This is a genomic window from Sphingobium sp. CECT 9361 (genome assembly GCF_918741285.1).
Lineage (GTDB): Bacteria > Pseudomonadota > Alphaproteobacteria > Sphingomonadales > Sphingomonadaceae > Sphingobium.
The window spans coordinates 42585-67374 of record NZ_CAKKNC010000015.1 but is presented as its reverse complement, the minus strand read 5'-3'; the positions used below and the strand labels follow the sequence as shown (position 1 = coordinate 67374).

General features: G+C 57.3%; 17 protein-coding genes. 8 read left to right on the top strand and 9 right to left on the bottom strand.

The genetic code is table 11. The features are described from left to right. Positions 1 to 5: 5 nt before the first annotated feature. Positions 6 to 878 carry a DUF3034 family protein gene (locus LQ220_RS18095; protein ID WP_230189536.1) on the bottom strand — a complete coding sequence of 291 codons (873 nt, stop codon included), beginning with the start codon at positions 876 to 878 and terminating at the stop codon, positions 6 to 8. Positions 879 to 996: 118 nt separating this feature from the next. Between LQ220_RS18095 and LQ220_RS18090 the strand changes: the two genes are divergently transcribed. The 4 genes from LQ220_RS18090 to LQ220_RS18075 all read left to right on the top strand — a co-directional run bounded on the left by LQ220_RS18090 (position 997) and on the right by LQ220_RS18075 (position 6500). Further along, positions 997 to 1611 carry a methylamine utilization protein gene (locus tag LQ220_RS18090; RefSeq protein ID WP_230189535.1) on the top strand — a complete coding sequence of 205 codons (615 nt, stop codon included), beginning with the start codon at positions 997 to 999 and terminating at the stop codon, positions 1609 to 1611. 77 nt (positions 1612 to 1688) lie between these two features. Continuing rightward, positions 1689 to 3911 (top strand): EAL domain-containing protein, encoded by a 2223-nt coding sequence (locus tag LQ220_RS18085; RefSeq protein ID WP_230189534.1) that lies wholly within the window; start codon positions 1689 to 1691, stop codon positions 3909 to 3911. A gap of 406 nt (positions 3912 to 4317) precedes the next feature. Beyond that, positions 4318 to 5430, top strand: coding sequence for a DNA alkylation repair protein (locus LQ220_RS18080; protein ID WP_230189533.1), 1113 nt, complete (start codon positions 4318 to 4320; stop codon positions 5428 to 5430). Positions 5431 to 5792: 362 nt separating this feature from the next. Beyond that, positions 5793 to 6500 carry an SOS response-associated peptidase family protein gene (locus tag LQ220_RS18075; protein WP_354958130.1) on the top strand — a complete coding sequence of 236 codons (708 nt, stop codon included), beginning with the start codon at positions 5793 to 5795 and terminating at the stop codon, positions 6498 to 6500. An 18-nt stretch (positions 6501 to 6518) separates the two neighbouring features. On the opposite strand, the gene LQ220_RS18070 is transcribed toward LQ220_RS18075, so the two are convergent. Next, a complete protein-coding gene (locus tag LQ220_RS18070) occupies positions 6519 to 6704 on the bottom strand; it encodes a hypothetical protein (RefSeq protein ID WP_230189532.1) in 186 nt (61 codons plus the stop codon). A gap of 536 nt (positions 6705 to 7240) precedes the next feature. Here LQ220_RS18070 and LQ220_RS18065 point away from each other — a divergent pair. Beyond that, positions 7241 to 9226 carry a serine hydrolase domain-containing protein gene (locus LQ220_RS18065; protein WP_230189531.1) on the top strand — a complete coding sequence of 662 codons (1986 nt, stop codon included), beginning with the start codon at positions 7241 to 7243 and terminating at the stop codon, positions 9224 to 9226. A 43-nt stretch (positions 9227 to 9269) separates the two neighbouring features. Here the strand turns inward: LQ220_RS18065 and LQ220_RS18060 are convergent, their stop codons facing one another. The 3 genes from LQ220_RS18060 to LQ220_RS25055 are packed head-to-tail and all read right to left on the bottom strand — an operon-like array spanning position 9270 to position 10433. Beyond that, entirely contained in the window at positions 9270 to 9566 is a 297-nt protein-coding gene (locus tag LQ220_RS18060) for a GNAT family N-acetyltransferase (protein WP_230189530.1), read from the bottom strand. Positions 9567 to 9594: 28 nt separating this feature from the next. Beyond that, positions 9595 to 10014, bottom strand: coding sequence for a secondary thiamine-phosphate synthase enzyme YjbQ (locus tag LQ220_RS18055; protein WP_230189529.1), 420 nt, complete (start codon positions 10012 to 10014; stop codon positions 9595 to 9597). 20 nt (positions 10015 to 10034) lie between these two features. Further along, a complete protein-coding gene (locus LQ220_RS25055) occupies positions 10035 to 10433 on the bottom strand; it encodes a GFA family protein (RefSeq protein WP_354958114.1) in 399 nt (132 codons plus the stop codon). 1013 nt (positions 10434 to 11446) lie between these two features. Between LQ220_RS25055 and LQ220_RS18050 the strand changes: the two genes are divergently transcribed. Then, complete coding sequence (locus tag LQ220_RS18050; protein WP_354958112.1) at positions 11447 to 12271, top strand: Crp/Fnr family transcriptional regulator; 825 nt, start codon at positions 11447 to 11449, stop codon at positions 12269 to 12271. Between the two features lie 203 nt (positions 12272 to 12474). Here LQ220_RS18050 and LQ220_RS18045 read toward each other — a convergent pair whose 3' ends face one another. The 3 genes from LQ220_RS18045 to LQ220_RS18035 form a co-directional block, all read right to left on the bottom strand. Next, positions 12475 to 13056, bottom strand: a complete 582-nt coding sequence (locus tag LQ220_RS18045; RefSeq protein ID WP_230189572.1) for a PRC-barrel domain-containing protein — start codon at positions 13054 to 13056, stop codon at positions 12475 to 12477. A gap of 181 nt (positions 13057 to 13237) precedes the next feature. Further along, positions 13238 to 13438 (bottom strand): hypothetical protein, encoded by a 201-nt coding sequence (locus LQ220_RS18040; RefSeq protein WP_230189528.1) that lies wholly within the window; start codon positions 13436 to 13438, stop codon positions 13238 to 13240. 384 nt (positions 13439 to 13822) lie between these two features. Next, a complete protein-coding gene (locus tag LQ220_RS18035; RefSeq protein WP_230189527.1) occupies positions 13823 to 16975 on the bottom strand; it encodes a DEAD/DEAH box helicase in 3153 nt (1050 codons plus the stop codon). A gap of 901 nt (positions 16976 to 17876) precedes the next feature. Here LQ220_RS18035 and LQ220_RS18030 point away from each other — a divergent pair. Both LQ220_RS18030 and LQ220_RS18025 read left to right on the top strand, forming a co-directional pair. Beyond that, positions 17877 to 19373 (top strand): ATPase domain-containing protein, encoded by a 1497-nt coding sequence (locus tag LQ220_RS18030; protein ID WP_230189526.1) that lies wholly within the window; start codon positions 17877 to 17879, stop codon positions 19371 to 19373. Then, positions 19370 to 21379 carry an ATP-binding protein gene (locus LQ220_RS18025; RefSeq protein WP_230189525.1) on the top strand — a complete coding sequence of 670 codons (2010 nt, stop codon included), beginning with the start codon at positions 19370 to 19372 and terminating at the stop codon, positions 21377 to 21379. Before LQ220_RS18030 ends, LQ220_RS18025 begins: the two co-directional genes overlap by 4 nt. Positions 21380 to 21612: 233 nt before the next feature. Here LQ220_RS18025 and LQ220_RS18020 read toward each other — a convergent pair whose 3' ends face one another. Further along, positions 21613 to 24756 (bottom strand): CHAT domain-containing tetratricopeptide repeat protein, encoded by a 3144-nt coding sequence (locus LQ220_RS18020; protein ID WP_230189524.1) that lies wholly within the window; start codon positions 24754 to 24756, stop codon positions 21613 to 21615. Positions 24757 to 24790: the final 34 nt, after the last annotated feature.

Here is a 24790-nt window from a genome sequence, read left to right as displayed (position 1 = left end):
AACCCTTAAAAGGAAGTTTGAAGCGACAACATGACGCCGCGTTGGCCCGAAACCGTGGCGATTGACCCAAGGTCGGTATAGGCAATCGTGGCCGTCACATTGCGCGTAACGGCGAGCGCGGCGAAGGCGTCAAACCAGTCGTCTTCCCTGGCGATGCCGAGATTGTCAGGCTTGCTGCGAAATTCGCTGCCCACCACCAGATGGCGCGACAATTGCCACGCAGCCGATCCTTCCAACTGAAGCGTATAGTTTTTGTTCTTGTCGCCACCAAAACCCAGAAGGCCAAGTTGGTTCGCCTTGGTCAACCGCGCAGTGCCTGATAGCAATATGGAACGCGATAGAAACAGCTTGCTGATGGACGCATAGTAATCGACGCCTTCGTCCTGGCGTGCGCCCAGCAGACGTGCGACCGCGCCATTATTGTTCTTCTTGTACTGCACGCCCACAGCAACAGCGGGCATTCGGTCATAGGCAATGTCACCCGCCACGCGCCACTTTGCGCCGATCACATCTTGCGAGAAGCCATAGTCCTTACCTAAGGCCAGCGCGGTCCCGATGTCATTCGTGTTGAAATATTGATGCGCGTAACTGAGTTCCAACCGGTCACGGAACCCCAATGCGATACCTGCACTCTGATAGTCGTAATCCGTCATCTCTACCAGCGTTCCATGCACCGAAAGGCCAATACCTTCATTGGTTTCGTTGCCCGCAATCACGGCCCAGGGAGTAAGCCCGCCGCCCGCAGCCCCCTCCAGCGAGGATATGCCGCTAGTGAGCAGTAGCTTTCCCCCATGACGGAGCGGTTTGGCAAAACCTGCTTGCGGAGAAATGACAGTGAGTGTGGTGGCGACAAATACTAAAGCGCGGCGATAGGTCATGCTGTGTTGTTATGCCAAACGTGGTTAAAAAATCGTGTGTCGCACCATGTTACCGCCCACTGGCGACCTTCGGCCCGGACTAAGTATTTATTCAATATTGGGCGTTAAGATGCTGCATATGCATATCTTTCGCTTTTTTGTCACATCGCTCTCTCTTCTTTCCAGTCCCGCGCTGGCAGGGGATCTCGACCTGAAAATTGTTGATGCCGCGGGCAAAGCGGTGAGCGACGCAGTCATTACAGTTCGGCCGGCGGGAGGTGTACCGTCGGAGCCGATTCGCTTCCCATGGGGCACCAGCATGGTACAGCAGAACATCGCGTTCGTGCCCCATGTCCTAATTGTGCCTGTCGGCGCGACTGTGCGTTTTCCCAATAAGGATAAGGTTCGTCATCACATCTATTCTTTCTCCAAGCCCGCAAAGTTCGAGATCAAACTGTTTGGCCAGGATGAGAGCCGCAGCTACACCTTCACAAGCGCAGGCGCTGTCGCCTTGGGCTGCAACATTCACGATCAGATGAGCGGGTTCATCAAGGTGGTCGATACGCCCTTTGCAACGAAGAGCAATGCGGCGGGCCAAGCGCATCTCGGCGGCCTCGCCACCGGTACGGCCAAGATGACCGTATGGCACCCGCTGCTAAAAGCTAAAGACAATGAGTTGGTCATCAACGTTCCGATCCCGCCCCGCGGCAGCGCGACAAAAACGATCACATTAGCTCTGCGCAGCGCCAGATGATCGCGTCTGCCAGGTTGCGCCGAACGTGGCTGCGATGGATATTGCGGATGCAGTCCACGCTGACATTGAAGATGACGATGTTCTACGGCGCGCTATTCGTCGCAGTATCGATATTGTCACTCTATGGTACGCGCAAGGCGATTGAAAGCTATGCAGAAAGCGTCATACGCCGGGAAATGGCAGTTGGTAGCGCCCTGTTCGACAGGATTGCGATTTTGCAGTTCCATCAATTAGGTCAGGCAGGCAACGTACTGGCCGGGGATTTTGGATTTCGTGAGGCTGTGGGGACCGGCGATGTGCCGACAATCGAATCCGCACTGCACAGTCTTCGGGGGCGGTTCCAGCTCGACCGAGCAATATTCGTGGGCGTTGATGGTACTCTCGCTGGAGATTTGTCGCAAATTTCCGTGCGGGAACGAACGCAACTGTACGATGCATTGGACGCAGGTCAGCAACAGGGCATTGTGCGATGGGCTGGAGAGAGCCACATGGTCGCTGCAGCTCGGATCCAAGCACCGGCACTCATGGGGTGGGTCGTGTTTGCTCGTAATATGGGTCCACGGGACCTTCAGGCGTTGGCCAAGCTGACGTCGATCGACTTGGCTCCACAGCTTGTACCGCGGGCAGACAAATCAGGCGTCGGGATCAAGACACGCGAGGTCGAGCAAGACGGAAAGCGGATACTCATCCAGAGCCGGGCCGTCCCGACTCTGATAAAATCCGACCGTGAATTGCTGGTGCTGAAATATAGCCTAACCGATGCGCTCGCTAGCTATTCACCAATTTTGTGGGCGCTCTTCGGTTTTGGTGGCTTGGGCGGAATCACGGCAATCGTCGGTGCTTGGGTAGCATCGCGTAACCTCACAAAACCTATCGTCGCGTTGGAACGCGCCGCTCGAAAGGTGAGTGCAGGCGAACATGCCGAAGTGAATGTGGAAACGCGCGACGAAATTGGCCGTTTGGCACGCAGTTTCAACCGCATGGTCAATGCTGTTGAAACGCGCGAGCGACAGATCGCTCATATGGCTTTCCACGATTCACTGACCGGGCTTGCAAACCGCGTATTGCTGCGCGAGCAGATTGCTCTGGCACTGCAACGGCCGGGCGGGTCCGGCTTTGCATTATTCTGCCTCGACCTCGACAATTTCAAGGGCGTGAATGACACTCTGGGTCATCCAACAGGCGATGCACTGTTGTGTGAGGTTGCAACGCGATTGACGCAGACTTGTCCCAACGGCTTTATCGCCCGCCTTGGCGGCGACGAATTTGCAATCATCGTTCAAGATGGCTGTACAAGCGCCGATCAGACAGGCCGCTCCCTGGTTAAGGCGCTGGGTCGACCCTTCGCAGTCAACGGCCACCGTATTGTCACCGGGACGAGCGTGGGTATCTCCCTTGCCCCTCAAGACGGGCGGGACGCCACATCTTTGCTGAAAAACGCCGATCTTGCGCTTTATCGCGCCAAGCATGACGGGAAGGCCAGTCACCGCTTTTTCGAAAGCACAATGGACGCGGAAGCCCAGGCACGCAGGGCGATGGAAGTAGATTTGCACGATGCGCTTAACAAAGGCGAGCTAGAGCTGCATTTTCAGCCTCTGTTCGGCCTCTCGCAAAATCGCGTTACAGCCTTTGAAGCGCTGTTACGCTGGAACCACCCGGTGCGCGGCATGGTTTCGCCGGCCGATTTTATTCCGTTGGCAGAGGAAACAGGGCTCATCATTCCGATCGGCGAATGGGTACTTCACGAGGCCTGCCGTATCGCAGGGACATGGGCGAGCGACATCCGAATTGCGGTCAACATTTCACCGGTTCAGTTCCGAAATTCAATGCTGAACAGCATTGTTCTGCAGGCACTTGCGCGGTCTGGCCTGGAGCCGCAACGGCTGGAGCTGGAAATCACCGAAAGCCTGTTTATCGACAATGTTGAAGCCACGCTGGCCTCCCTTCATTCTTTGCGCGCGCTGGGTGTGCGGGTGGCGCTCGACGATTTCGGAACGGGCTATTCTTCGCTTAGTTATTTGCGCAGCTTCCCGTTCGACAAGTTGAAGATAGACCGTAGCTTCATCGTCGATCTGCTTGCCCATGACGGCGCAACTGCTATTATCCGGGCGATCACGTCATTGGCCGATGCGCTCGGTATGGAAACTACAGCCGAGGGCGTGGAAAGCAGCGAGCAGCTAGACATCCTGCGTGCCGAAGGCTGCGGCCAGATACAAGGCTACCTATTCAGTCGACCAATTCCAGCTTCCGAAGTTGATGCCTTGCTTTGCAAGCTGGATGAAAAACGCGTCGCCGCCTAACTCTGCTCGGCTATTTTCGGGGCTGCGCCCCCCCCCCCCCACCGTTACGCGCAAGGACATATTGGCCTTCGGGCGCGCATCGCGTTGTCCTCACCTTAAGCACGATGTCCAGGGCAACATTGACCATGGCCTTCTAGTTGCTGCCCGGCAGCAAAAGGCTGATTGTAGCGCAGCGCTATCGCACCGGATTAACAAGACATGGCGCATTACGGCGGCGAAGGTTGATGGCAGGCGAATGACCGGTCTTGGAAGAAGCCACCGTTCGTGGTCCTGCTACAGAACGGTGTATGCTGGTCACCTACCGGTGCGCCAAATCGCGGGATCATAGTGAGCGGTGTTTGCAAGGTCGGCCAAGCGCATTGCACAATCGCCATATAGCTTCGATCTGATTATAAGCGCCCTTACGATGACCAACACAACCACGCCTGCGCTTCTCAAGGACATTCTTGGACCGCCGGCGCTTAGAGTCATCGCCAGCGCTGGAGCTTCGGTATCAAGGCACTTCGACCAAGCCGTATTTCTCAGCTCAGCATCTAACGGACTTGCCGGGCTCTCGATCATGGGCCGCGTCCGCCATATCGCTGATGCCCTCAAAGCCGCACTCCCCGACCGGTTTGAGGATGCGCTTGAGATCGTAGGCGCCATGGCGCCACAACTCACCCATGGTTTCCAGGCGATTGCGGTCACTGAGTTTGTGGCGCGATATGGGCTCGATGATGTCGACAGGTCGTTGGATGCGCTTGCCCATTTGACCCGCTTCGGCTCCGCCGAGTTTGCCGTGCGTCCGTTTCTGGCTCAGGACACAGAGCGAACCCTTGCCATAATGGCGCGCTGGACCGGTAGCCCAGACGAACATGTTCGCCGGCTCGCGAGCGAAGGTAGCAGGCCGCGATTACCATGGGCTTCCCGCATCCCGGCGTTCAAGGCCAATCCGACGCTTGCAGTAGCGATCCTAGAATCGCTCAAAGCCGATCCCAGCACCTATGTTCGCAAGTCGGTCGCCAATCATCTGAACGATATCGCAAAGGATCGCCCGGACTGGCTATTGCACCGACTTGCGGATTGGCAAAACGGCGATCCCGGCACAACCTGGATCATCCGCCATGCCCTGCGTACCTTGATAAAGGAGGGTAACCCGCGTGCGCTGGCCCTCATTGGCGTTGGCGATGGTGCCGCAGTCACCATACAAGACTTCTCGATCAAACCACGAAATGTGCGGCTCGGGCAGGCTATCACCATCAATGTCGAGCTGATCTCGACATCGCCGGATGCTCAACGTCTGGTCGTGGATTATCGCGTTCATTATACACGCGCTGGCGGCAGGACTGCGGGCAAAGTTTTCAAGCTGAAGACATTCGACCTTCCCGCCGGGCAGGCTGCCACGCTTGGCGTTCGGCAGGCTATCCGGAATTTTAGCACGCGTCGCCACCATCCGGGCTGTCATGAGGTCGAGCTGATCGTGAACGGACAGACGATGGCAAAAACTGCGTTTGAGATTGAAACCGAATCATCGATTTGACGCAGCCCCCCCCTAACCCGCTGGAACGCCGTCGCACCCGTCGACTGCAGTCTCGGAAGGACGTTCATGGTACGCGGCCGACGGGTTTTAAGAAATGCAGTGGTTCCGTAGCACCTTGCCAAATGTCTTGAGCGGGTTGGCGGGCCCCAGCAGGCGAGCTGACAAGGTACCTGCCACTGTGGACCGTAGTCGAACCTGCAGGAACGAGTAGATGGAACGATCGGTCGATCGAGACGCGAAATACTCCGAAGGTTGCACTGGCACATTTGATGTCGCCCATGTGTTTGGAATGCGCGTAGCGAACACCATCTCGGCCAGCGGGATTTTCCCGCGCCAACAGGCCGGACATCTGATAGCAAGCGATCGAGTCGAAACGCTGCTCGAGCCCTAGCAAGTGGAGGGTCGTCCACATCTGCAACCTCTACCACGCCAAGAAGCCCGCTGCCGAGATTGCCAGCCTGTTCGGCGCACAAATTCCTGTGGCATTCAACTCAGCCGATGAAGTGTACCCCGGCTATCCTGGAATAGTCGCGCGCGAACAGGACGGTCGGCGCATCTTGCAGTCGATGGTCTGGGGCTTCCCAAGGCCTATGAAAAGCAAGAAAACCGGGCTGCCTTTGAAGCCCAGGCCGGTCAACAATATCGCCGATCTGTCGAACTTTATGTGGCAGGGCATCGCTCCCGAACCACAGTGGCGCTGCCTGATACCCGTGACGGCATTTGCCGAAGCCGAAGGCGCGGCAGGCAGGATGACGCGCACATGGATCAGCCTGAAGGATCAAGAACTATTCGCCTGGGCCGGCATGTGGCGCGTCAGTGATGAATGGGGGCCGGTCTATTCCGGTCTGATGACAGAATGCAATGAGGCGATACGTCCCGTGCATGTTCGGATGCCCGTGCTGCTGCAAACAGATGAGTATGACCAGTGGCTGCATGGCTCACTCGATGATGTCCTCGCCTTCCAGTCACGAACTTTTTCAGATGATTTGATTGCGCTGGATCGGACGGACGAGCCTTGGTTCAGGCGAAAAGGAGCGGAGGCAACTGCAGCGCAGGAGAATATGCTGTGATCTGCCACCCGACAGCTATTATTTCGAGCATTCCAAATTTCCGGTACCGCTGCCCCGGGCAATATCCGCCTGATCAATCGCCTTCAGCAGATCTTCGAAGTCGTGCGCCCCTTCAAGAGGAAACATCCTGCTGAACCCTTCGCCGAGCCGATCGATGTCGCGCTGGGTGAGCAAGCCAACGGCAATAATCTGATGTCTGTCCATTATCGATTCGCTCCTTATTGATGCAACCATCGGCAATCGACAAAAGTGCCAACCGTTGATCCACCGAAACATCATGACGATGGATCGACCCCAGTCCTGACAGGAGGGGCGAATGCCAGACACAGCTATGACGAATGGCGGATATGGGCCGTTGCATCTAAAAATTCTGGCGACCCATGGGGCAGATGTAGGCGGTTAAGTGTTGGAACGCTTACGAGCCGTGATGGGACAGCGGCTACGTTTTTAAACGGTCCCTGCGCCTACGCGATTAGACTGTATTCTCATGTCGGCATCGCAACGCCAGGCGGGGCGGTGAGCGATTGTCGATCGCATAATCCCACGCGCGCCAAAAGGCGGCCTGATCTTCGTGCGCCATAGCGTACCGATAACCCATAGTCGTCCGCTCAGGACGCTCATGACCGCACTGAAATGTCCTGGATGCGCCAGCTTCGAATGGGCAACTCGGGAGATTTGTTTGCCTCTTGCAAAAAGGCTTCGCGGAGGCGACTAATCTGTTGGTTTATCGGGGGGAAGCTATGAAGAGTTGGTCGCTTTCGATCTGTGCCATACTGCTGTGTAGCGTGGCTGTCATCTGTAACCAAACTGCTCTGGCCCAGGCTACGGCGGCGGCGGATACACCATCCAGCACAACTGGCAAAACGACCTATATCCTTCCTGAAGGATGGATGGCTGCGGTAACGAAGGCCGGCATTGTGTTGTCACCGCCCGAATCTGACCTGAAAATAGCGATAGTGGAGGTTGGCAAGGCGGTGGATGGAAAGGCGGCAGCCGCCGCTGCCTGGGACGCTTACCGGCCGGGCAAGGCGCATCCGTTCAAATTGGCTACTTTGCGCCCACCTCGCAACGGTTGGGACGAGCAGATGGTTGTCGACTATGAAAGCTCACCCAACGAACACCTCGACCTTCGCTCCATTGCCAGGCGTAAAGGCGACGGCTGGACGGTTCTGATCCTAGACGGAAGCGAAGCCACATCCGAAAAACGTAGCGGCGCTATCGGACAGATCAACCAGAGCCTGCGACCGGCTGGTTATCAGCGCGAAAGCTTTGTTGGCAAAACAGCCCATCCCCTGGATGAAACCCGTGTCGCGACGCTGATCGACTTTGTGCAGAAGGGTGCGGCGGACCTGAAAATTCCCGGTGTCGGCCTGGCCCTCTATTCGGGAGGTAAGATCGTCTATGAAGGGGGTGTCGGCGTAAAGGAAGCAGGCAAATCCGATCGGGTCGATGCCCACACCCGCTTCATGATCGCGTCGAACACGAAAAGTATGGCGACCTTGCTGCTTGCAAAGCTGGTCAGCGAAGGGCGCCTCGGTTGGGACGATCCCGTTACGAAGGTCTACCCGTCCTTTCGCCTCGGCAACGATGCGACGACGAAGTCGGTCCTGATCCGTCATCTTGTGTGCGCTTGCACAGGCTTGCCGCGTAAGGACATGGAATGGTTGTTCAGTACCACCCCCCAAACGCCGGCTGCCGACACGTTCAAACAACTCGCCACCACGCAGCCGACGAGTAAATTCGGTGAAGCCTTTCAGTACAATAATTTGATGGCGGCGGCTGCCGGTTATGTTGCAGCCCATCTTTACTATCCGGACATGGAGGTAGGCGCCGCATTCGATCGCGCCGTGCAGGAGCAGATATGGAATCCGCTGGATATGAGGGATTCGACCATGTCGATGAAAACTGCGCTCGCCGCTGATCATGCAAGCCCGCACGGCGAGGATGTGGACAGCAGGTTGACCATCTTGCCGCAAAACCTGAACAGCGCAATTGCACCCTATCGTCCGGCGGGCGGTGCCTGGTCGTCGCCGCACGACATGATCCTTTATATGCGCAACGAACTGGAAGAAGGGCTGCTGCCCAACGGTAGGCAACTTCTGTCCAAAGAAGCGCTCCTCGCCCGGCGGACACGGGGCGTACCGACCGGCGAGGATATCTGGTATGGCATGGGGCTGGAAGAGAATGCGCGGTGGGGCGTCTCCGTTATCCATCATGGTGGCGACCTGGCAGGCTATCACAGCGACATGTATGCGATCCCGGCAGCGGGTGTTGCTGCGGTCATCCTGACCAACGCGGATAATGGCCCTTATTTGCGTGGGCCCTTTATGCGCCGGCTCCTCGAGGTCCTCTATGATGGCAAGCCTGAAGCGGAAGGCGATGTCGCTGCTGCAGTGAAGCGCGTAGCCGCCGAAAGCGCCGAGTATCGTTCAAAACTCACGGTACCGGGCGACCCAAAGGTTCTCGCGGGCCTCGCTCCCCGCTACGAAAATCCTGATCTGGGTCCCCTGCAGATCAAGCAGAAAGGTAACGCCACCCGGATTTACGCTACCCCCTGGGACAGCGCGATCGTAACGCGCCGCAACGATGACGGCACTGTTTCCTTGATTACCAGCGACGCTGAACTCATTGGTATTGAGCTGCTAGTGGGCATTCAAAATGGCAAACGCACACTGACGCTCCGTGACGGCCAGCATGTCTACATATTTACCGAAAGCCCCTCCTGACATTGTGCACCTCTGGAAACGAGCGGAGGAGGTCGCTGCAGGTCTATCCCGGCGCGTCGAGCGCAAGCAAATCCTGATCGTCAGGATGGCGTTCGATATAGGCCGCGACAAATTCGCAGAGGGGAACGACCTTGAGCCCTTTTTCGCGCACGTCGGCAAGCGCAGCTTTGACGATGCGACTGCCCACGCCTTGCCCTTCGAGGGCGTGGGGCACTTCGGTATGTGTAAAGACCAAAGCGCCATCCCGTCGGTCATAGGCGGCAATCGCCAATTGTCCGTCGATCATCAACTCATAGCGTCCTTCGGACTCATTGTTTCGAAGATCACCTATCTTAGTCATTATTCTGTCTCCTCGTTCGGCGCGCTACTCACTCGCCCATGAGATGGAGCGCAAGATGTCTCGTATGTGCTGCCCGTCGATGCTCAAACAGGTAGATGCCCTGCCATGTTCCAAGCGCCGGGGCCCTATTGATGACCGGCACGGTGAGTTGCACGTGCGTCAATGCCGCGCGCAGATGAGCAGGCATATCGTCCGGCCCTTCATCATCATGGTCATAGCGCCCCGCGTCTTCCGGCGCGATCCACGCGAAATAGGCTTCGAGGTCCCGCCGGGCGGCGGGGGCGGCATTCTCCTGAATAAGAAGCGAAGCGGAGGTGTGCTGGCAAAAGATTGTGAGAAGACCTGCAACGATCCCACTGTCATGAACCCAACGCAGGATCGGCCTGGTCACCTCATGGAGCCCCTGCCCTGGTGTTTCGATCGTGAGGATCATCGTAGTCTGCCGCATGGTGCCTCTTATGTGAAGGTTCACTTTTCTGGATCACGCTCGAATTGGCGAACCGCAAGAGGCGTGACCCAAGGCAGTCGTCGGATAGTCCAGTTTTCATATTGCGGTACGAGCCCAGCCGCTTCGGCGAAGCTCGCGACAGGGAGCTCCACCTCATTTCCGACGAGGTTCGCGAAGCGCGATCCGCACGCAGCGCAGTATAGCCGGTGATAGTTGAGACTGCTTTCCCATCGTACATGCGGGCCAGACAGACTGACGGCAGCGCGGGGGAATACGGCGAAAGCGAAATACGGCGCACCATGCGCCTTCTGGCACACGAGACAGTGGCAGATTCCTACCCGCAATGCCTCACCTCGCACGATAAATCGCAGCGCATCACATGCGCAGCCCCCGAGCCGTTCCAAAGTGACAGTCCTCATAAGGCAACAACGCTCAAATCGAAAAAAAGGCTCGAGGGGTTTGCCGCACAGGAAGCAGATCTTTGGCCGCTTCTGAGTCCTGAAGGAGCGACAACTGTCCGTCCACTCTTGGAGAGCGAAAACGACCTTCTCACTGGCGACACCGACTGGTCGGTAAAAACGCATGCGATGTGCCAACTACGATCAAAGGGTCCATAAGATTACCTGTCCGAGATATCCGTCCCTCCGGTTGACGTTTCCGATCGGTTCTCAGCGACTTGTCGAGCCATCAACGCGTCGCGCTACTCCCATTGCTCGGACAAGCCTGCCGCCGAGCCCTCCAGTGCTTCTTCCAAGGCTTCTCTGGATGGATAGACCTCATGGAAACGAAGTAATGTCCGTTGGTCTTGGGCCTCAAAAGTTACAGTCGTTATCGCGCCTTGTTCATTGTCGTCATTGGTCCAGACGAGGTCCCAACCTGAGGATTGAAAATGCCTGCCCGGCTCGCCCCCAGGGGCCGATTGCCACCCGAAGCGGTAGGCGGATCGTAGAACATTGTGGAATGTCGTTCAAAGCCACATGATCCTTGAAGCTGTAGCAATTGCTGGCCACTGTGCAGCCGGTAAAGCACGTGAAAGGGACGGCGGGCTCCTCAAGGGCCTGCCCTTTATCGTACGTGCGGCTTCCACTTGCGCGGGTAGTATCGCTGCAAACGAGTCGGGACGTTTGGCCCCGGTCGATAGGAAGGACAGCCTGTTCATATCGTTCTAGCCAAGCCGGACAGACAATATTACCAACCATCGACGAGGTTATTATTTTTGAGCGAAACGCGGCAGCCATCCGCACGGAACAGCCAGAAACAGGTCACAGTCGCGCGTTCAGTGGATACAACGCATCGGCCCGCGAACAACGCCTTCATACCAAACCGCAATTTGCTATCATTCAGAAGTTCATTAAATACCCGGGCATTGCCGTAAAATGTCTTAGTGAACGGTGACAGAGAGACACTGGAGTGCTCCCGCTTTATCCGGAGTATGCCCATGCCCTATTCTACTCATCTGGCCATTCAGATATTTGTCGAACGTCTCGCTTCGCGGACAAAGCTAGGCAAAGAAGAGATCGACACGATCCTACATTTGCCCAACGAGACAGTTACCGCTGGGGGTGATCGCGACCTAGTTCGTCCAGGTGAGCAAGTCGATCATGCGTGTCTCGTCGTTAAAGGGCTTGTCGGTCGGTTCGGGCAAATGCGGGATGGCCGGCGGCAGATCACCGCCTTCTATGTGGCGGGTCACATGGCAAACCTGCAATCAGTCGTCTTTCCCAGCACGGCGCAGTCATTACAGGCTTTGACCCCTGTCACGATTATCAAGATGCCCCATTATGCGTTGAAGTCTGCTGTGACACTATTTCCGGCACTCGCAGACGCGTTCTGGCGGGAATGTGCTGTGGATGCGTGCGTACTGGCGCAATGGGTAGTCAATCTAGGGCGCAAATCTGCAGTTGGCCGCCTTGCTCATCTTCTTGCCGAATTGGGGCTAAGATTGGAGGAGGCTGGCCTGGGAACGAAAACGAAATATCGGCTCCAGCCCACTCAGCTGCATCTGGCCGATGCGCTTGGCCTAACCAATGTGCACGTCAACAGGGTGTTTCGGGAGCTTCGGGACGCTAATGTGGTCGCCACATCAACCGACAGGATGCTTGACATTCTGGACTGGGACGCCCTTGTTGCAATCGGCGAGTTTGACCGGGACTATCTGCACATCGACACAAAACCGTGGAAATTTCCCCGCATTGTGCAGGACGATGGCGCCCTTGGCAGCTCAGAAATGACACGCTTCCAGAGTGGGGCGCTGTGAGGCGCAACGCCGTCACACTGCTGGTCCTTTCTCTATCCATGGCCGAGGCTTGCTAACCAAGCAGGCATGGAAAAAACCATTGGAGTCGTGGCCAGGCAATCCTCTCGTTTATAAGCGTTCATTACCCTCAAAGAGCGCGCTTATGCGTCACGTTCTTTCGACCTTACCTGCTGGGCAATAGCTAGCGGATCGTCGTGGTCCAGTCACGCACCGGTCCTACAGCCCGTTCCTGTCGATATGGCCGGGGGTTCGCGGTGCGCCGCTGCGGCTGGCCAGGCGTCGGACGCCAAAACGGGCCAAGCATGAAATTCACACTTGTCCATTCCAACGCGGATGCGATCAGGACCCAATGTGATGCGATCCAGAGGTATCGCCCGTAAGTCTTCTCTTAATCCATGGTGCTCCGAAGCAATCACGACATAGCTTATTCGTCCGGAGACACATTCGATTAAAGCCTCGACCGCCTTTCCTAATGACTCGCCTTGGGCGTCCTGCGTCATCATGCCGGCAATACCCGTGGCGGTGAAAAGCGTCGGGACCGACGAGCGGCGGCTTGCAATCGTCGCTGACCTGCCCCCATCTTCATAGGCACGCTGTTTTCCAAGCCAGCGCCAAATGCCTACCATATTGACGAACAGCAGAAAGCCATTGGTTGCCAACAGATTAGTTTGGCCAGTATTGATGCCGACGACTACCCAACACACCGAGCCGAGCGCGAAGACGACAAAGCCCCATCCGGTAACCCGCGCTCCCAAATTCGCTGCGGTCATCATCGCTGCAGCCATCGTCGCAATCGGCGCGATCCATCCCGCTATGCTTTCCATACAGTCTCCATGTGCGCGCAAGCATCCTGTGAGTTGGGCTTTTTACGAAGACTTTGTAGCCTATTAGACAGGGCATCTGGCGAAACAAACGTCGATGCACTTAGACGCAAGAACAAATGAGATGCATCGGGCGTGCGCAGAGCTATTTCACCTTGTCACTTTCCCGCCGCAAGCCATCAGCGGCTGCCATTGCGGCGCGGTGCAGGCTTAGCGCGGTCAGTTCGGCTGCTTGGACCGTCATCGTCGCAGCTATCCCACCGGGACCTTCAAGGACAACAAAGCCCGCCTCCGCACTCGCGATCCCGGGCTCGGATTCTGGCTGGATCAGAGAGCTGGCGGTCATGTTGGTCACCCTAGAAAGACAAGCAAGAAAGAGCTTAGAAGGCTCGGATCAGCCGCCTTCAACCATGTGAAGACGTAATGGCTTACGTGCCGCTCGCAACTAACGGGCGACGAGGCAGCCTGTTGCAAAAGCGCAGTAAACAATCGTCATGATGTACGTTAGTGCTGCCCGCTTGAGCGCCCTGCCAGACCCATCGCATTTCTTTGTAGTCAAAATGTCCACGACGAAAAACCGATCACAAAGCGAAATTTAACTTTTGTAAAACACCGGTTTGATGCCCGATGATGGGCGTCCACAGCCGGCATCCAGGGTGACGCGCGTGCGCGCGCTATAGGGCTGCGCTGTTGGCAGTCGTTCGCACTTCCACCGCCAGACAGTCGCGGGCTATGCGGCCGAACATTCTTGAGGGTCCAAAGTCGTCAGGCTTTCGAGGAGAGTGGCCAGCGTGACAAGCCGATCAGCCTCGTCACTCTGCTGCTTAAGAAGCCAGCGGCCGTCTTTGCGGTGGAGCTGCGGGCAGTCGCTTAAGTCGGCGGTAGCGTCGCGCGGGGTCAGCGCTATCGCTGCTGGGCCTGCATCAACGCGGGCAATGCCCGCCGCACGCGCCAGAATGGCAATCCTGGTGACTGCGACCAAACGTTCAGCAGCCAAGGGCAGCGGACCGAACCGGTCAGTCAGTTCCTCTTCCATCGCCTCAAGTCCGGTTTCATCGACAAGTCGGGAAAGCCTGACGTACAGGCCTAAGCGGATATCAGGGTCGGGAATCCAATCCGATGGCAGTCCCGCAGCGCAGCCTAGATTAAGTTCCGGCGTCCAGAGGCCAGCGTCCTTTCCACGGGCTTCCTTCAAGGCAGCTTCGAAGAGATGTTGATAGAGTTCCACGCCAATCAACTTCATGTGGCCTGCCTGGGTATCAGCCAGCGGATCGCCAGAACCTCGCTGATCCAGGTCGGCTGCGCTAATCCCGAAGCCCGCGCCGAGCCGATCGTAGGTGGCGAGCGTTCGCAACCGCTTCACAGTCCGTTCGGCGATCGCTCCAGGTTGCGTAAGCAGAATGACCTGGCCCCGGCGATTGCCGCGACCCACCCTGCCGCGCAGTTGATGAAGCTGCGCAAGGCCGAACCGGTCCGCCCGCCATACGATCATCGTGTTGGCCCGCGGCACGTCGAGACCAGCCTCGATGATATTGGTAGCGAGAAGAACGTCGCCCTGCCCGGCACCAAAGCGCACCATCGCGTCATCGATCGCCGCTACAGGCATCCGGCCATGGGCTTCGATCAGTACCAAGTCTGGCACAATGCGCGCCAAACGCGCGGAAATGGACGCGAGATCCTCGATGCGGGGAACCACCACGAAACTCTGTCCGCCGCGCGTCCGCTCGCGCAGCAGCGCTGTCCTGATCATTGCATCATCGGGGCTGCTCAGACTGGTGCGGATCGGCTGACGACGTGCGGGCGGGCTCGCTATCACCGACATTTGTTGCAGTCCAATCATGGCACGATGCAAGGTTCTTGGGATGGGCGTCGCGCTCATCGCCAAAAGATGGAGGTCTGCGCGCCCCCGCAGCTTTGCCTTGTCAGCAGCCCCGAAGCGCTGCTCCTCGTCAATGATGACAAGCCCCAATTTTGCATAGCGAATGTCTTTCGCCATCACCGAGGCTGTTCCGATCACAATGCCGATGGAACCATCAGCCAGCCCTTCCTTAGCCGCTTTCTTCTCCGCGGCGGTGGACAGGCGCGAGAGCGCGGCGACGTTTATGCCCGTATCTGCAAAACGGCGGTGAAATGTTTCGAGGTGCTGACGCACGAGAACCGTGGTGGGCGCAGCCAGAATGACCTGATATCCCGCAAGAGAGGCCAAAGCAGCGGCGCGCAAAGCAATTTCCGTCTTTCCGTAGCCCACATCGCCAATCACGAGGCGATCCATTGGCCGCCCGCTGGCAAGGTCATCTCGCACCGACTGGATCGCTCGGGCCTGATCGGCGGTTTCATTAAACGCAAATGTGGAGACAAATCGTTCGTAAGCTGCGCTATCTGGCTCGATAATAGCAGCTTTAACCGTATCTCTTTCCAGCGCCAATTGAAGGAGCACGCGCGCGCTTTGGGCAACCGCCTCGTCGATCGTACCGCGACGTTTCGACCAGGTCGAACCGTCCAGCTTGTCGAGCCGCACTGCTTCAGCATCGGCACCATAGCGCCAAAGCAGCCCTGCTTCTTGAGACGGCAGGAGCCGCCTCGCACCACCGGCATACTCAAGGGCAATCATTTCAGCATCGCTCCCGCCGGGCGCTGGCTCAAGACCAAGGACCCGCCCCACGCCCCGATCCTCATGCACTACCAGGTCACCTGCGCGCACGTCACCGCCTGCATGGGCGAGACCTGCTGCCGCGCCCCCCTTCCCCGGGTTGGAAAGTGCACGGCTGCCCAGAACATCGGCGGCCGCAATAAGCACCAGGGTCGCGCTAAGAGCGCCTTTCGTGACCGGCGCGACCAGTCCGGCTATGGCGTTAGGGGACAGTGCTTCTACAGCGGCGATCGACTCTATGGGCTCGACGGCGGTTTGGAACGTCTTAGCGAACTTTGGTCTCAAAAAACGTACGTCACGCTCGCTGCCGACCAAAAGCAAACGTTTACCTTCTTGCAAATGCGGTACAGCAAAGCGCTTGAGTGCCGCTAATGGCGAACGTTCTTCTCCAAAACGGGGAATGGAAGATACGGCAAAAGCCCCTTGATCGCCCATATGCCAAGGCGCAAGATCCTTTGCCCATAACGCGTCAGAGGCAGCATCGATCGCCGAAGCGGAACTGGCTGAAGCTTCGGTTGCCAAGCGAATGAAACGCTTGCGACGCTGCTCGGCCTTCGCCGAGAAGTAGATCCGGCCCGGCCGCAGGTGCGCCAGAATGGTCACGTGTCGGTGCGATTCCGGTTCGGATGCCCGGCCGATCTCGAGAACTTCGCACGGTTCTAGCGTCCGCTGACTGGCTGCATCATAGTGTCGAATGCCCACAATATGACCGTCAGCAATATCGATGCGGGCCGGTAGCCCGGAATCTGCCGGGAAGATATCTATGACCTCTCCCCGTACGGCTACTTCGCCTGGTTCATCAACCCGATCGTCGGCTACATAGCCAAGCCGCTCCATGTGCGTTGCGAATTCTACTGGATTGACCTGGTCGCCCCGACGCAGGCTAGGAGGGGCAACGTCGAATGCACCGGGGTTCGCGTAAAGCCGCGCGGCCCCTTCCCCGCTCATAATGACTGCAAGAGGGGGGCGGGGCGACGTGTGCGCGAGCCGCCGAATGTGCCGCAAGGCCGCCACGCGTCTTCCTATGTTTGCTGGAGAAGCAGGCGCGCTGTCCCCTGGCAAGGTATCGCTCGACGGTAAGCAGACGACATGGACACCAGGCAAAACCTGCATAAGCCCATTTGCTATTGCTTCGGCATCCTGCTCGTCATCGGCAAGATAGAGCAGATCACCTTCGCCGAGCGCATCTACCAGCATCAAAATGGTTTCGCCCAGACCCAAGGAAGCGCTCATCTTGCTGCAGCCTTGAAGGCGTCGACCTGCGGTGACCAGACAGCAAACCGGCTCAAAACCCGTCTTCGCCCAGAGGATCACCATGGCCCAATGCGGGTATCTCAGCGAGATTGCGATCGGCTTTCCTGCGCGCAGCCTTGATCATTGTCGTTCCTTATCGGATGAGCAAAGGTTGTATGTCGGCGCGACTTTCTGATGAGAGCTACCCGTCCGGGCTATCGGCGGATCTGCTTGCTGATTCTTACCTAGTCTTTTCGCTTCCATCTTCAGGCTCTCCTGCGGCAGGCAGCAAACTGCGAGAGGATGTCGCCGGTTCCGTCAGCGCGAGACTGTCGAAGAAAAAACTCGGGGCGACGAGTCTTTCGAAATTGTGCGGAAATGGCGACGTTGGACGCTGGAGATAGTGACGCTGTAGCCGAGCCTCTATTCTGGGTTCACCCTGGAAGGCAATGATGGGAGCAAGTGTTCCGGCAGACCGAGCATTCAGATCAGTGACGCTTTCCTGGTCGCTGCTTTCGCAGGCCGTTTCCTGTTGATGATGATTGCCAAAGACCGACAGCCCACTCGACGAGGTCGGAGGCGATGCCCGCCTTCAACAAAAATGGCGAGTAAACCCTTCGTGCAATATGGCCGGTCCTTCCGTTCACAAATCCAGCAAGGCAGTCGGGCAAATCAACATATTGGCCATTCTTGGATGCATCGTCGGTACCGGCAGGACGCAACGGGATGGTCCAAAAGCGACGGCTTATATTGCCTAAGAGCCTAGGCGCGATAGAATGAGCTTTTATGGATCCGATGCAGCCAAAATGCCACTTAAGCGTATCTCAGTTGGCACGAGATTGTATTTCTGTGCTGGCACCGGTTTCACGTCGTAGCCGGTATGGGAGAACATAAGGCTAAAATGGTGAATAAATCGACTGATCTGGCGCTGACCGGTGTGGCAGGCCTGGACGACATATTGGCGGGAGGTCTCACCCGCGGCCGGGTTTTTCTGCTCGAAGGTAGTCCGGGTACAGGCAAAACAACCATTTCCATGCAATTTTTGATGGAAGGGGCGGCAAAAGGCGAGCGGTCGCTCCACATAACTTTGTCTGAAACCGAAGATGAGATGCGAGAGAGCGCACAGTCACATGGTTGGGATCTTGATGGGGTCGAGGTCCACGAGTTGGTCCCTCCTGAAAGTCTGTTGGATGAGGAGCAGCAACAAAGTTTGCTCTACTCGTCGGATCTGGAACTGGGCGAGACGACGCGGCGCATTTTCGAGATATTCGAGCGAATAAAGCCGGACCGGGTCGTGCTGGATAGCCTATCGGAAATCCGTCTCCTGGCACAAAGCTCCCTGCGCTATCGTCGCCAGATCCTGTCGCTGAAGCATTTTTTTTCCACAAAGAATACGACGGTTCTGATGCTCGATGATTTGACGGCGGACGTTGCCGACAAAACTGTCCACAGCGTGGCGCACGGCGTGATCCGACTTGAAGAACTGGCCCCCGATTATGGATCCGAACGGCGTCGGCTTCGCATTATAAAATATCGTGGCCGACGGTTTCGCGGCGGCTTCCACGATTTCCTCATTGACACAGGTGGTGTCCGCGTCTTCCCGCGATTGGTATCTGCCGAGCACAAAAATGCTTTTGTACGCGAAGTCATCAAAAGCGACTCTGCGGAAATGGACGCACTTTTAGGCGGCGGCGTAGAGCGGGGATCCAGTGTCCTGGTGTTAGGACCGGCAGGCACCGGCAAATCTTTGCTTGTCCTTACATTCGTGACTGCGGCAATTGCCCGGGGGGAACGAGCCGCAATGTTCGTCTTCGACGAAGAAATCACTCTGTTGTTCGATCGCGCGATGATGCTGGGTATTGACATGCAAGCCATGGTTGATGCCGGAGACCTCATTATAGAGCAGGTCGATGCTGCCGAATTGTCTCCGGGGGAATTCTCGCAACGCGTTCGCAACTGCGTCGAGACACATGGTGCGCGGACTGTCGTAGTCGATAGTTTGAACGGATATCAGGCGGCGATGCCTGAAGAAAATTCGCTGATCCTTCATATGCACGAGATGCTGCAATATCTGAATCGCAAGGGGGCGACGACCTTCCTGACTGTCGCTCAGCATGGGTTGGTGGGCGACATGCGCTCGCCGGTCGATGTTACCTATTTGGCGGACACCGTTATTCTCCTTCGCTATTTTGAGGCTTTAGGGCGGGTACGGCGCGCTATCTCCATCATCAAGAAGCGTACGGGCGCACATGAAGACACCATCCGTGAATATCGGATCGGCAACTATGGGATCAGGCTTGGCGAGCCTCTGACTGATTTCCAAGGCGTACTGCGCGGCGTGCCAACCTTTGTTGGTAATAAAGGAAAATCTGCTCTGCTCGAAGACGAACGCGAATGAATCTTCTTCTGTCGGAGCGAGCCGTCATTCTTGCGCCTGGCGGGCGGGATTCGTCAATTGCAGCAACTCTGCTGCGCGATGCAGGACTTACATCTGCTGTAACCTCCTCTCTTGACGAATTGGTATCGGAACTTGAAAGGGGAGCGGGTTTTGCGCTCATGACCGAGGATGGCCTGCGTTCTGCCAATCTTGTGCCTTTGGCGCACTGGCTGGACAAGCAACCGGAATGGTCTGATTTTCCCTTTGTTCTGCTAACGCAAAAGGGCGGAGGGATTGAAAGGAACCCTGCTGCCAAAAGGCTGCTCGACATACTTGGGAATGTGACCTTTCTTGAGCGTCCGTTTCATCCCACTACGCTTGTCAGTTTGGCGCAATCTGCCTTGCGAGGCCGACGACGTCAGTATGATGCGCGGTCTCGCCTTGACGAACTCCATCGCGGAGCCGCCAAATACCGGTCTCTGTTTGAATCGATAGACGCCGGTTTCTGCATCATTGACGTAATTTTTGATTCACAAGGCATGCCGGTCGATTACGTGTTCGTAGAGGCCAATCCGGCATTCGTTCGCCAGACCGGGCTGGTGAACGCGGTCGGCAAGTCCATACGATCAATGGTTCCCGGGCATGAGCAGCATTGGTTCGATATCTACGGCGCCGTTGCCAAGACGGGGGACCATGCTCGCTTCGAGGAGCACGCCAAGGCGTTGGGCGACATTTGGTACGACGTCTATGCCTTCCGTGTCGGCGACCCGTCCGCTGCGCGGGTGGCCATCTTGTTCAACGACATTTCCGAACGCCGAAAAATGGACAACGCCCTGCAAGAGAGCCAGAATCGGTTACGGCGTCTCAACGATACATTGGAGGATCGTGTTCAGGAGCGCACCCGCGCGCTGGAATTAGCGCAAGACGCGCTCCGGCAGTCCCAGAAGTTGGAAGCCATGGGGCAACTTACAGGCGGTGTTGCCCATGACTTCAACAATCTGCTTACTCCGATAGTCGGCAGTCTTGACCTCCTGCGCCGGAAAGGTGTCGGAACGGACCGCGAGCAGCGACTCATAGAGGGTGCGATAAAGTCGGCAGACCGTGCGCGGACCCTCGTACAGCGCCTGCTGGCATTTGCGCGACGACAGCCATTACAGGCCACGGCCATCAACGTGGGCACGCTTGTCAATGAGATGCGCGATCTGATCATAAGCACCTGTGGGCCGCGTATCCAGGTGCTGTTCGACATCGCCGACGACCTTAAGCCTGCCAAGGCCGATGCCAACCAAATCGAGATGGCGCTTCTCAATCTGGCGGTCAATGCACGAGACGCCATGGAGACAGGAGGCACTCTGACCATCAGCGTCGAGGAACGCCCCGTTCACCGGAATAATGCGGTTGGGCTTGCAGAGGGCGAATATGTCCTTCTGTGCGTTGCCGATACCGGTTCGGGAATGGACCAGGATACAGTCGCCAAAGCTATCGAGCCATTTTTCACGACTAAGGGTATTGGCCAGGGAACCGGCTTAGGCCTTTCGATGGTGCATGGGCTTGCGGCGCAGCTAGGAGGTGGCCTGGCTATCGACAGCGAAATCGGCCGCGGGACTACAGTCCATCTCTGGCTTCCCGTGACCGACGCTTGTCCGGTGGCGGAGCCGGTTCCAGACGCGGCGATATCTCAGCAAGATCGCGGCGTGGTTTTGGTGGTCGATGATGAGGACCTGGTCCGAGCCAGCACCGCGCACATGCTAGGGGAGATGGGCTATTCGGTCCTGGAAGCAAATTCCGGCGAGGCGGCGATTCAGTTACTTGACGGAGCGCAAACTATTGATTTGCTTGTTACAGATCATCTGATGCCGGGCATAACTGGCACTGACCTTGCGCTGCATTCACGCCGAGTAAGGCCTGAGGTCCGGGTGCTGATAATTTCAGGTTATGCAGAAGCAAAAGGCATTGCACTGGATTTGCCCAGACTGCCCAAGCCTTTCAAACAGAGTGATTTGGCGGACAGTTTAGCGCGGCTTTGAACGGCCGAATTACCCTTCCCGCTGTTTGCCATGACGCGAACTTGTCGCACGCAACTGCAAACATTGAAGCTGGCTTCAGGAGACAGAAGTCACAGTTTATCAGTATTTTTCGACTACGGGTAAGCAGTACGTTAAAACAGGCAGGACATCTCAAGGGACTGGTTCCTGCGATGCAGTGGGGCCCCCTGCCCTTCCTAGATGGCGCGAGCGGAATCTGGCGACAATATACCCTTTTAGTCGCCGATCAGGGCAAATGGGGCCCAAAAAAAAGGATGCGTGCGATAACTGCCGTCAGCGTCATTGATAAACGCTAGCTCGGCATCGCGAAGCGCCCTTGTTGCTGCCTGCCCGCTAGCTGCAAGCGCCACTGTTTGCGACGTCAGCCGGGCGGCTGCTTGTGAGTCGACAGACCAATGCGAGACGAGCAGCGACCTGGCGCCAGCGTAGAAAAACGATTTTGCCAGACCGGAAAGTGGTTCTCCACTTGGCGAGCCATCGCCCGCTGCGGTGTTACAGGCGGAAAGGACTACCCATCGCGCGCGCAGCTTCAGCATCGCGACCTCACTAGCCGAGAGCAATCCATCATCCGATGCGGAAGGCACCGAAGGCGGGGTAAGAGCCAGCCCCGGTTCGGCATAACCGGACAGTTCCCCTGCTACCAGACCGTGGGTAGCAAATACGATCGTTCCGTACGCATCGAGCGGCGTGGAGCGCACGGCCCCTTCAGTAGCCTCTATCCCTAGCATAAGGCGTGAGCGCCCCGTGCCAAAGGATTGCGCCATCGTGGTAAGCTCGGCACGGGTATCAGGGAGCGCGGCCAACTGAGATAGAATACTGACATCTGCCAGTCTGGTTTGCCCGAGTTTGCGCAGGACTTGCGAACTTTGTAAGCTGCCGCCTTTCTTGCCGAGGAAAATTGGGTCGCCTACCCCCAACATGGTATTTGTGCTGTTTGTGGTGACAGCCATAGTACGCAGTGCGACAATAGCCGCCACTGAGGGATAGGTCGTTGTGGCATAGCGCCGAACGAGCCACGGGAGGGATTGATACTCGCCTTTGTCGCCAATGATGTCCGGCGGCGGTGCGGTTAGCAAAACGGAAAGCGGTAAGCTCGCCATTGGCCCTTCAGTAACCGTGATCAATTCATCGATGTCCGCTAATGCCGATGCGGCAGGCGCAATCAGCGCCGAATAAAGACGATAAGCCGCTTCAACATCGAATATCGGAAGCTCTGCGCGCCAGCGATTGGGGTCAAGTGCGGAGCGTACGCTGGCCACCAGTTCGGCAGTCCGGGATTGCGTAAGTGTGGAACGAAAAGCCAGGGTCCTGGTGGGCGTCACCACGATAACGAAGGTGGCGGTGGCGTCGGGCGTAAAACTGATCAGCGCTTCCCTGGGTTTCAACGCGCGCTGAATGGCAGCGAGTGTGACGACGCGAGACTTGATCAGAAGGTCGAGCTTGGCATCGCGGGCAAGGAGTTGGCCATCGATTTTGCTCAACTGTGTCGCAACTGCCTGCTGTCGCGTCAGTAAGCTATCCCGCATCCCGTCATCGTCGCCGGCGCTTTGCGCAAGACTGCCAACGAGCGCATCCTGTATGGCGCGCCATTCTGCCGATAGATCATTGCGTTGCCCAAGAAGTGCGCCGAGCGCTGGATTGCCTGTTTGCAGCCTCGACGTCATTTGCGCGATGGCGCCTCCCGTTGTGGTGGCATTGGCGAGTTGCGCCGTCGCCAGCATGCGCGCTACCAATTGCGGATCTTCGCTAATGTCATCGGGCTTCAGACCAGACGTCGCCAACGCCAGATCATTCGTCAGAATGGAACGCGCCGCGATGCGTTCAGCCTGTGCGTCATTCCAAGGGCGCGCTTCCCCGATCGCCAATCTGCGTTGCAGCACCTCGACGGCCTCTGCGCTTCGCGCGAGTGCCTGGTCATGATCACCGCGCCGTTCCAATACGCCCGCGAGGTTCGATAAGGTCGTCCCCAAAGAAAGGGCGCTGTCGCCACCCCAACGCCTTTCTATCGTCAGCGCCCGCATGAAATATGCTTCCGCGGCTCTAAGATTACCCTGATCTTGCGCCATTGTGCCCAGAGCACGCAGTCCCGGCCCAAGGTCGAACGATTTGGCGCCGCGTGCCTGTTCGAAAGCCGACAGGGCCATCTTCAGCTCGCTTTCCGCCTCAGCCACATGGCCGGTCTTTTGGAGCGACAATCCCAGCGATGCATGTGCGTAAGCACGGGTTAGCGGCCCCTGCTCAACCTTGCCCAGCACAATTGAGAGAGCTGCACGCGCGCTTGCGACGGCTTGTGCACCCCGTTGCGCTTCGCCAAGCATCAATGCCTTTTCCATTAGCACGAGCGCTTCTGCTTCGCTGTCGCCTCCATAAATTTTGCGGAAGGAAGCGCCCGCGCTATCAAAGAGGCGCGCAGATTGATCGAAGTCTCGCGACATTCCCGATATGATGGCAAGCCCGTAGGTGATTTCTCCGCTGCGCTGATTGTCGTTAAGTTTGATTTTGCTCAGCAGGGCTAACGCTGTGGTAAATGCAGCGGCGGCTTCGGGAAGTTCGCGCCGGACCATGTGTAAAGTACCGCGACGCTGTGCAACGTCGGCCATCAACGTCGGATCGCAAGCGTCAAAGGCCGGGGCCGATTGTTCGATGTCACTAATCGCGTTGAGCGACTGATTGAGTTGGCCTTTCTCATAGGCGACATCAGCATTGATCAATGCAATCCGAGCAGACGACCCCAGCCGACTGTCCAAACGGCGTGCATCTGCCAGTGCCTGTGCGGCTTTATCGAACAGCAAAGCACGGCGATAGGCAGCGGCCAACCGAAGGAGGATGTTCGCCTTTAGATCGGGGCCGATGGCATTCGTTGCGGCAACGGCTGCAGCCTTCTGCGCATGGTGCAAACCGCTAGACGGACGACCGGCTCCATATTCGAAGTCGCTATAGGCAAGCTCGGCATTGGCTATCATCTCGGGCGTACCCGACTTGGCCATCTCTGCAACGAGTTGTGCAAATAATATCGCCGCTTCGGTGCGCTTTCCCTGCCCGGCCAGTGCGACTGCAAGATTCTGTGTGACCAGCGCCTTTTCCAGTGCATTTGGAGTCGCCTTGCGCGTGGCGAAACCCAGCGCAATTCGTGCACTGTCTTCGGCTCGCTTGAAATCAAGTCCACGATTGGCGAACGTGGCAATATCTTGATGGGCTATAAGGAAGCGCGCATCGTCAGGACGCCACTGATCCTGCGCTTCGGCGAGCGCTGCGACGCTCAGGCCATATGCCGTGGTGATGTCGCAACGGGCGGCACTTTCACGCGCTGCTGTGATAAGATCAACAGGATTACCGTATGTGACGGAGGGTTCCGCCAAGCACGCTGCGCAGAAAAGGGAGAGAGTTCGCCGT